We start from the raw sequence: 9,621 nt of genomic DNA on the forward strand, positions 1-9,621 counted from the left end.
CGGTACAGTTGCTGAAAAAACACCAGCCCAGACCCGCTGCAGAGAAAAACGGCAATGTGGGCGGCATAGGTATAGCGATCATCCAGCTTGCGAAATTCGGGATCCCGACGGGAGGGCTTCCGGGGCCAGCGAGGCGGCATGGCAAAACCATCCAGTTAAAACCTTCTCCAGTGTAGAACAGCCGTCGGCGGGGATCCCTGAGACTTGGGAGCGGCATTTCTGCTGCGGAACCCCAGTTTCAACGCCCGTTTGCCCAGCCAGTACACTAGCAAACCCATCAGCAGCACTGCCAGCCAAGGGGCCAGCACCGCCACCACCGCCAGCAGCAGAGAAGTGACGTTTTCGCCGGTGGCCAACAGCGGGTTGCCCAGCCCCCCTGTGGTGGTGGTAGAGGCCAATCGCAGCACATCGGTGGTGCCTTGGGTGATCCCAGCAGCCCCCCCTCCGAGAATGGCAGCCAAAGCCCAGCGCCACATCGGGCTCAGGTCACCAATGTCCCCCATTGCCGCCGACATCACCAGGATTCCGGCCACCACTGCCACCGGCGTTGCCACTACATCTAGCAAGTTGTCCACCCAGGGCACGTAGTAGGCAGAAACCTCGAAAAAGGTGGCCACCACAAAAACCAGCAGCGCCACCTCTGAGCCAATCCATTGCAGATCGGGAGCCAGCTCCAGATGTCCAGCCTGAGCCGCTATGCTCATCACCAGCAGCGGCACAAAAATACGAAAGCCACAGGCAGCACTGAGGCCCAGCCCCAAAAAAATGGCCAGTAGGCTTTCCATCTTGGCTCCTTAGGTTTGGTGGGAATGGCGGGGATGTTCCCGCCAGCAGCAACTGGGGGGATCCGTCTCGGCTGGCTGAACCTCGAACTCCAGCGGTCCCTCTTCAGTGTACAGGTGCAGGTCGAACCAGAAGGTGGATCCCTGTTCTAGCTTGCTCTCCAGGCAGATGCGGGTTCGATGTTTCTCCAGGATGTTGCGCACGATGGCCAACCCCAGGCCGGTGCCCTCTAGAGTGTGGACCCGGTTCTCGACACGGAAAAAGCGGTCGAAAATCCGCTCCTGATCTTCTGGGGCAATGCCAATGCCCGTATCGGCCACTGCCACCCGCACTGCCTGCGGGGATCCATCCGCCTGAACCACCAGGTGGGCATGTACCGTCACCAGGCCCCCTGAGGGGGTGAACTTGAGGGCATTGCCCAGGAGATTGGTCATCACCTGCAGCAGCAGATCGTAGTTGCCCCAGACCAGCGGCAGATCCGGATCGACGAACTTGCGCAGCTGGATCCCTTTGTCGCGGGCCTGCAGTTGGTGGGTGCGCAAAGTCTGCTCGATCACTGCCGCGATGTCGACACCTTCAAAGTGGTACTGCTTGCCCGATTCCAGACGAGACAAATCCAAAACATCGTTGACCAGGCGGGTGAGGCGATCGGTTTCGCGGTTGGCAATTTCCAGGTAGTCCAGCCGCTCCGCCGAGGACATCTGCTCGCCGTACTCGTAGAGGGTCTCGATAAAAGACTTGATGCTGAAGAGGGGGGTGCGCAGCTCGTGGCTGATGTTGCTGATGAATTGAGCCTTGGCTTCGTTGAGCTCCACCTCGCGGGTGATGTCCTGCACCGTCATCACGATCCCCTTGAGATTTTGCCGCCGCGGATCCGACACCGGCGAAAGCAGGATGCGGATAACACGCTTGGTGGGGCCGGTGAGGTTGACGCGAACTTCCTCTGCTTCTTGATCCCCGCGGGCAATTTGCATCAGGGGGCGGGCCAGTTGCTGCTGCAGATCCTCCGGCAACAGCTCCGGCAGGGGTTTGCCCAAAACGGGATCCCCTTCCCAGCCAAACATACGAGAGGCGGCAGGATTGAGCAGCAGCACCCGCAACTCGGCATCCAGCAAAATGGCGGCATCGACGATGGAGAAGACCAAGGTCTCCAACTTGGCTTTGGCGGCAGCCAGTTCTTCGATGTTCTGTTCTTCGTAGCTTTGCAGCCGCTCCGCCATCTCGTTAAAGCTGTCGATGAGCTGGGCCAGCTCGCCCCCGAAGGGCAGGTCGATGCGCTGCTTGAAGTTACCTTTGGTGATCTCCTGGACACCCTTGACCAGCTCTTTGATGGGATAGGTGATGGTGAGGGCATTGACCACCGCTCCCAGGATGGCCAAGACCCACACCGCCAAAAACACCCCAATCGAGACCTCCCGCGCCAATTGTGTGGAGCGCACCAGGGCGGGATTGGGATTGATGCCCAAGCCGAGGGTGCCCAAAAAGCGGCCCTGATGGTAGATGCCGACGAAAATATCCGTCACCCGCCCAGCAGGGGTAAGGTGGGTGCGCACCAGCGGTTGGCCCTCAGCAGGAGGACGGTTGTCCGGCAGTTGCATGCGACGGGTAAGGCTGAGGGAGGTTTTCACCTCCTGATTGGAGAACGGGATCCCGTAGTAGATGTTTCCTTCGGGATCGGCGTAGAGCAAATAGCGGATGCTGCTGGTGCTCTCAAAGTACTGGCGGGACAGTTGCGCCACTTCGCCAATGCGATCTTCCGCAATCAGGGGGGCGACATTGGCGGCCAAGAGCAGCCCCAGATCTCGGCCAAAGCGGGCTTCGTTGAAGCGAGCATCCTGCTGCACGGTGCTGACGGCCCAGAAGGTGAAACTGCTCACCACCAATGAGACCACCAGCGTTGCCACAAAGAGCAACTGAGTTTCCAACCGCAGTTTTTGCTTCCATCGCGCCCACCAGCGCCGCAGGGATCCCATAGAGATCCCGGTCGTTGTTGGCACTGACATGTCCACAGCGCCAGGCAATGGCTCGGCAGGAGAAGAAGCCAGCTCAGGAGATTGGACTTCGGCAATGGGCTCGGCTGGCTCGACAGTGCTGACAGGAGGCATGAACCCAACGTGAACAGATAGCGTGAACGGATATAGGGCGGTGATTCGCCACCATTCTGACATGGGCAGGCGATCCCTTTGTCTCAGCCAAGGCCGGGTGAGAACCGGTATGGGATCCCGGCTTCGCAACGCAACCTGCTCCAGCCGACCTGCAGGGGAATGGTTGCCAATACCGATAAAGGTATCCCCAAGCAAAGCTTGTCAGCGCCCCTAAAGTTGATAGACTAGAAAACCGTGCTTCACCAGGTCAGAGTGACCGGAAAAATCGTGACCAACAGCCCCGTCAGCCAATTTATCCAACATCATTTTCGCCACTTCAACGCAGCCGCGCTGCTGGATGCAGCCAAAGGTTATTGTGCTCACCTGGAAAAGGGCGGCAAGATGATGGTGACCTTGGCCGGTGCCATGAGCACAGCAGAGCTGGGCCTTTCCCTAGCGGAAATGATCCGGCAGAACAAGGTGCACGCCATCTCCTGCACCGGCGCCAACCTGGAAGAGGACATCTTCAACCTCATCGCCCATGAGTTCTACGAGCGGGTGCCCCACTACCGCGATCTTAGCCCGCAGCAGGAGCAGGAGCTGCTGGAGCGGCACCTGAACCGGGTAACCGATACCTGCATTCCCGAAGAGGAGGCGATGCGGCGCCTAGAAAAAGCCCTCTTGGAAGAGTGGATGGCTGCCGACCAGGCCGGGGAACACTACTTCCCGCACGAGTTTATCTACCGCATCCTGCGCAGCGGCCGGCTGGAGCCCTACTACCAAATTAATCCCCGGGATTCTTGGGTTTACGCCGCTATGGAGGCCAACTTGCCCATCTATGTGCCGGGATGGGAGGACTCCACCACCGGCAACATGTATGCCGCCCACTGCATCACGGGTGAGATCCGCAATGTGCATACCGTCCGCACAGGGATCGAGTACATGATCCACCTGGCGGACTGGTACACGCACACCTCGGCGGAGTGCTCCATTGGCTTCTTTCAAATTGGCGGCGGCATTGCTGGGGATTTCCCCATTTGTGTGGTGCCCATGCTCCATCAAGATCTGGGTCGCCAGGGCGTACCCCTGTGGGGCTATTTCTGCCAGATCAGCGACTCCACCACCAGCTACGGTTCCTACTCGGGGGCAGTGCCCAATGAGAAGATCACCTGGGGCAAATTGGGGATCGACACCCCCAAATTTGTCATCGAGTCGGATGCCACCATCGTGGCGCCTTTGATCTTCGCCTGGGTGCTGGGGTGGTAGAGAAGGGGAATCAATCTGTATGCCCGTCGGTTGAGGCGGAGCGGGGCCAGCGGGACAACAGGGTTGCAGCTTCCCAGCGGCGCAGATCCTGGGCAATGCGCAGGGGCGTGAGGCCGTAGCCGTCCGGCTCGTCGATCTCGGAGCCATGTTCCAGCAGCAGCCGAACGACCTCGGGGTTGCCGGACCAAGCGGCAAAATGCAGGGGAAGGCCACCGGCGCCAAAACGAGCGTTCACCTCGGCCCCTCCCTGGAGCAGGGCTTTCGTAACCTCAGGGTTGCCCAGGCGAGCCGCTTGGTGCAGTGGGCTAGCTCCCCCATGGTCTAGTTGATTGGGATCCGCCCCCGCTGCCAGCAAAAGACGGGCGTTGAGGCCGCTTTCTACGAAAAACAGGGCTGTCTTGCCCCGCTCATCGACGGCGTTGGCGTCTTTCCCCAGCCAGAGAGCCAGTTGCAGCCGCAGCGGGTTGGCTTGGGCCAAGGCTTGTGGATCTTCTGGTAGGGAGTATCCATAGAATCCCAGACCCCCCACTAGCAGGGATCCCAGTCCGACAGCGATTTTTAGGACCTGACCTCGCATAGCCCTATTCCTCAAAGAAAAGGATGGCGAGCCCCTGCCTGGGCAGAGCCTGGGCCGAGAGCAGCAACGGGTTGCTGAGGGCAGGTTGCGCGGCAGCAGCGGGGAAGAGACGCAAAAACTCCTGCAGCGGCAGCAGCTCGCATTGGGATTCCTCGGCGGCGGCCGTGCGATACATGGTGGGGATGACCAGCTTGGGCTGCAGCGCCTCAATGGCCGCCTTGGCCCCGGCAGGATCGTAATTTTTCGGCCCACCCCCCACTGGCACCAGCAACAGGTCGGGACGAGCAAGCAGGATGGACTGCTCCCGCGTAATTGGCTGCAGCGCCCCTCCCAAATGGACAATGTCGATCCCAGCCATGCGCCAGCGCCAACCCACGTTTACGCCAAAGCGAGGGCCACGGGGCATGCGTACTCCTTGCACCCGGATCCCGTCAATCAGATAGTCTCCCGGCTGAAACAGCACCTTGGGGTTGCCGGGCACCACATCCAAAGCACCCTCATCCAACAAGCGGCTGCTGAGCAACACCAGATCGGCAGCAACTCGTGGGGCAGGATAGCCAGCCGTACAGCCCGCCGGCCGAAACGGGTTGACCAGAAACCGTCGGCCCTCCCCCTCGAACAAAACACAACTGTGGTGCAGCCAAGTCAGTTGCAGCCCCTGCGAGCTGGAGCCGGGAGTGAACTCTATAGACCCTGGGGTTGTTGGCGTTTCCGAACCTTGTGCCGGCGCTGTCTGAGCGCCCGCTTTGCGCCCTCTGGCCAGGTTCACGGCCATCGATCCCAGCAGCCCAGCGCTGGCTTGCAGAAGCTGGCGACGCTTCATGGAGTGGGGATCCCCGATGTAACAACGGCAACGGTTTCCTGAGGTTTCTGCGAAACATTGGGCTGAGCAGCAGTTGAGGCTTTGGCGCTGCGCAGGAAGTTGCTCAACAAGCGCTTGCCCTCTGCAGTCAAGATGCTCTCCGGGTGGAACTGCACGCCCTGAACGTGGGGATAGCGGCGGTGGCGTACCCCCATGATGATCCCATCGCTGGTTTGGGCCGTCACCTCCAGCTCGTCAGGACACGTAGAAGGCTCGATCACCAAGCTGTGGTAGCGGGTGGCCGTGAAAGGCTGGCTCAACCCCTCAAACACCCCCACCCCTCGATGGTAAATGAGCGAGGTTTTGCCATGCATCAGCTCAGGTGCGCGCACGATCTGACCACCGTAGACCTGGCCAATGCACTGGTGCCCCAGACAAACCCCCAAAATCGGCAGCTCTGGCCCCAGCTCCCGAATCAACTCCAGGGAGATCCCGGCATCTTCCGGCCGCCCTGGCCCAGGAGAGATAACTACAGCTTGCGGCTGCATTCGGCGCAGGTCGTCAACGGAGAGCTGGTCATTGCGAAAAACCTGAAGCTGAGCTCCCAACTCCCCCAGGTACTGCACCAAGTTGTAGGTAAAGCTGTCGTAGTTGTCGATGACGACCAGCACGATAGCATCCGGCAACGGCACCCCATTTTAGCACTTGCTTGAGCTGCTGTTCTTGATCCAAAGAAGCAGAGTAACTGGCGCTTTTTGCAGGGGAGCAGTCGACGCCCCAAGAAAGCTTGTATCCTAGAAGGTACAACCCACAGGAAGCGGTGAGTTGGGCGGGTTTCCAGGTTTCCCAATGTTGATTTGGATCCCATGAGTGCGCTTCTCCCCCCGGCAACCGATTTGCTGGACGAGTTGCGGCAGCTTTTCCCCTTCGAGCTGGACGACTTTCAGATCCGAGCCATTCAGGTTCTGGCTGCTGGGGAATCGGTGGTGGTTTGTGCTCCCACGGGATCCGGCAAGACCCTGATTGGAGAATATGCGATCTATCGAGCCTTATCCCAGGGCAAGCGGGTTTTCTATACAACGCCCCTGAAGGCCCTCTCCAACCAAAAGTTCCGGGATTTTGGCCAGCAATTTGGCCCGGAACGGGTTGGCCTGCTCACCGGCGACATTTCCATCAACCGGGATGCACCGGTCTTGGTGATGACCACCGAGATCTTCCGCAACATGCTCTACGGCACACCGATATCCTTGGCAGTGCAAAGGTATGCCTACGGCGAACGCGATGACGGCACAGAATTCTCAGAGGGCGAGGTGGATCCCTTGCGGGATGTGCAGGCGGTGATCTTGGACGAATGCCATTACATGAACGACCAGCAGCGGGGCACCGTCTGGGAAGAAGCGATCATCTACTGCCCCCCCACGATCCAGCTCATTGCCCTTTCTGCCACCTTGGCCAACAGCGACCAGCTCACCGATTGGATGAACCAGGTGCATGGCCCCACCCATCTGATCGACTCCAACCACCGCCCGGTGCCGCTGCAATTTCACTTTGCCAATCGCAAAGGGCTGTTCCCCCTGCTGGAGCAAACCGAGTCGGGGCAGTGGGTTCGCAACCGCCGCTTGAAAAGCAAACGGCCCAACTCCCACGAGCCCTCCTGGGCAGGAGTGCCGGACATAGCGCAGGTGTTGGAAAACTTGCGCCAGCGGGACATGCTGCCGGCCATCTATTTCATCTTCAGTCGCAAAGGCTGTGATATGGCCGTGGCCAGCGTAAGGGATCTGGACTTGGTAGCCAGCGAGGAAGAACGGCAGCAGTTGGCCGAGCAGATCGACCGCTTTTGTCGAGAAACGCCCGAAGCTGTCCGACGAGATCAGTTGGATGCCCTTTACCGGGGTATTGCCGCTCACCATGCCGGCATGTTGCCTGCCTGGAAGGGACTGGTGGAGCATCTGTTTCAGCAGGGGCTAGTGAAGCTGGTCTTCGCCACTGAGACTTTGGCCGCCGGGATCAACATGCCCGCCCGCACAACTGTCATCTCCTCCCTTTCTAAGCGCACCGACAACGGCCACCGCCTCTTGACCGCTTCCGAGTTCATGCAAATGTCGGGCCGAGCCGGACGGCGGGGCAAGGACATCATCGGCCATGTGGTGACGGTGCAATCCCCGTTTGAGGGGGCCCAAGAAGCTGCGCGGCTGGCCACCTCTGGAGCGGATCCCTTGGTGAGCCAGTTTACCCCCACCTATGGCATGGTGCTGAACCTGCTGCAAAAGCACTCTTTGGAAGCAGCACGGGATCTGATCAACCGCAGCTTTGGACAATATTTGCTCTCGTTGCAAAAGTTGCCCGAACAACAGGAGATCCTGCACACGCGCGCCGAGCTGGAGGAGATCGACCGTCTCTTGGGAGGCATTGCCGACGAAGATATCGCCCGCTATGAGAAGATGCAGGCGCAACGGCGGGAAGAACGACGCATTTTGCGCTACTTGCTCAAACAACGGGAAGCTGAGCCGGATCCCACCTTGCGGCTGTTGGCTTTTCCCCACATCCAAGCCCAAGAGGAAAAAATCCGTGCCCTAGAAGCTCAAATCCGAGAGAATCCCGCTCACCAAGTGGGGAAAAAATTGCTGGGTTTGCGAGAAAAACGACAGCGCTTGCTCAAGCGCCTCGAGCACCTGGAGCGGCAGAGCGATTCCGTGCAGGAGTTGCGCTGGCAGCAATTTATGGCCTTGGTGGGGGTGTTGCAGGATTTCAACTGTCTGCAAGAGTATCAACCTACCGATAGCGGAGAGGTGGTGGCCGCGCTGCGGGGGGATAACGAGCTCTGGCTGGCGCTGGCTCTGCTCTCGGGTGAGTGTCAGGGCTGTGCTCCCCATCATTTGGCCGGAGTTGTGGCTGCCTTGGTCTCAGAGGCTCCCCGTTCAGGTACCTACAGCCGGCTGCGCACCTCGGGGCTGGTGGAGGATGTGCTGCACGGATTGCGGGGTTTACGGCGGCAGCTGTTCCGCAGCCAACGGCAACACCAGGTGTTTCATATGCCGATCGGGTTTGAGCCCAGCTTGGCTGGGATCGTCGAACATTGGGCGCAAGGGATCCCTTGGGAGACCCTGGAAGCCAGCACCAACCTAGATGCCGGAGACCTGGTGCGCCTGATCCGCCGCACGCTGGATTTGCTTTCTCAGATCCCTTATGTTCCCCATCTGCCGGCGGAGTTACGGGAAAATGCCCGTCAAGCCCAAAAAATGCTGGATCGCTTCCCGGTGAGCGAGTTGATCTAGCGAGCTCAGACCGTTTGCTGTTCAGTGAGGTTGCAGCTCTATGATGCCCGCCGGTGAACCCACCCTCAGGGATGTGTTGAGTGTTATTGAAGAGATCCGGCAAGATGTGGAAGAGATCCGACAGGATGTGGAAGGACTCCGGCAGGATGTCTCCAGAACCAACGAGCGGCTAGAAGCCCTGGCAGCCGATCAAGCAAAGCGCTGGGCCGAGCAGGAAAGACGTTGGGCTGAGCAGGAGAGACGTTGGGCCGAGCAGGGGATAGAAAACCGGGTGATCCTAGAACGAATTGACACCTATCAAAAGGCTAGTGCCCAAGTGGTTAACCTGGCTTTTGCCTTGATTGGAGCTGCCACCGTAGCTCTTGTCGGCATCGTCCTACGGTTGGCCGTTAGTCTATAGTCAGCTGGTTCGGCAAAAACTTCGGCAGGCAGGATGGCCTTGCTTCTCTATTCGGCAACTGGTACGGCTTGTCCTTGAGTTTGGCATTCCGAATGGCCATCTCTGGCAGGGCCATGTCCCACCCCGTCTGTTATATCCCCTATTGTGTCCCACTTTAGCCTGGATTACAGTGGGTTTCCCCGGTCTATCGTGGACACTAAAAAGCCCAGAAGCCTTGCTGGGTAAGAGCTTTCTGGACTTCAGTGGACGTTATCGGATTACGGAGAGAGTGGGATTCGGTCGCGCCAGCGGGCCGGATGGCCTTACCCACGGTGAGTTGCTCTCACAAACAAGTTCCAGCGGAGAGAGTGGGATTCGGTCGCGCCAGCGGGCCGGATGGCCTTACCCACGGTGAGTTGCTCTCACAAACAAGTTCCAGCGGAGAGAGTGGGATT

The 9,621-nt window shown here is 59.3% G+C and carries 8 protein-coding genes; 3 read left to right on the forward strand and 5 right to left on the reverse strand.

All coding sequences use genetic code 11. From position 1 onward, the window contains the following. Positions 1-155: 155 nt before the first annotated feature. Together ACVWXZ_RS13775 and ACVWXZ_RS13780 are read right to left on the reverse strand one after the other, a co-directional pair. On the reverse strand, positions 156-785 hold the full coding sequence (locus ACVWXZ_RS13775) for a DUF4126 domain-containing protein (protein WP_414413217.1): 630 nt from the start codon (positions 783-785) through the stop codon (positions 156-158). Positions 786-794: 9 nt separating this feature from the next. After that, positions 795-2,888 carry a HAMP domain-containing sensor histidine kinase gene (locus tag ACVWXZ_RS13780; RefSeq protein WP_457403061.1) on the reverse strand — a complete coding sequence of 698 codons (2,094 nt, stop codon included), beginning with the start codon at positions 2,886-2,888 and terminating at the stop codon, positions 795-797. 267 nt (positions 2,889-3,155) lie between these two features. Between ACVWXZ_RS13780 and ACVWXZ_RS13785 the strand changes: the two genes are divergently transcribed. Continuing rightward, entirely contained in the window at positions 3,156-4,133 is a 978-nt protein-coding gene (locus tag ACVWXZ_RS13785; protein ID WP_457403060.1) for a deoxyhypusine synthase family protein, read from the forward strand. A gap of 10 nt (positions 4,134-4,143) precedes the next feature. Here the strand turns inward: ACVWXZ_RS13785 and ACVWXZ_RS13790 are convergent, their stop codons facing one another. From ACVWXZ_RS13790 to ACVWXZ_RS13800, 3 genes are read right to left on the reverse strand one after another with little or no spacing between them, the layout of a single operon-like run. Continuing rightward, a complete protein-coding gene (locus ACVWXZ_RS13790; protein ID WP_011433982.1) occupies positions 4,144-4,710 on the reverse strand; it encodes an ankyrin repeat domain-containing protein in 567 nt (188 codons plus the stop codon). 4 nt (positions 4,711-4,714) lie between these two features. After that, the gene (locus ACVWXZ_RS13795; RefSeq protein WP_414413658.1) at positions 4,715-5,533 is read right to left on the reverse strand and encodes an MBL fold metallo-hydrolase; all 819 of its coding nucleotides are present in this window, start codon (positions 5,531-5,533) and stop codon (positions 4,715-4,717) included. Continuing rightward, positions 5,530-6,183 carry an anthranilate synthase component II gene (locus ACVWXZ_RS13800; RefSeq protein ID WP_414357317.1) on the reverse strand — a complete coding sequence of 218 codons (654 nt, stop codon included), beginning with the start codon at positions 6,181-6,183 and terminating at the stop codon, positions 5,530-5,532. The genes ACVWXZ_RS13795 and ACVWXZ_RS13800 overlap by 4 nt, the downstream gene beginning before the upstream one ends. A 195-nt stretch (positions 6,184-6,378) precedes the next feature. Between ACVWXZ_RS13800 and ACVWXZ_RS13805 the strand changes: the two genes are divergently transcribed. Then, positions 6,379-8,787 carry a DEAD/DEAH box helicase gene (locus ACVWXZ_RS13805; protein WP_457403059.1) on the forward strand — a complete coding sequence of 803 codons (2,409 nt, stop codon included), beginning with the start codon at positions 6,379-6,381 and terminating at the stop codon, positions 8,785-8,787. A 40-nt stretch (positions 8,788-8,827) separates the two neighbouring features. Next, entirely contained in the window at positions 8,828-9,187 is a 360-nt protein-coding gene (locus ACVWXZ_RS13810) for a hypothetical protein (RefSeq protein WP_414331067.1), read from the forward strand. Positions 9,188-9,621 lie beyond the last annotated feature (434 nt).

The sequence above is a fragment of the Thermostichus sp. MS-CIW-38 genome (genome assembly GCF_054058415.1).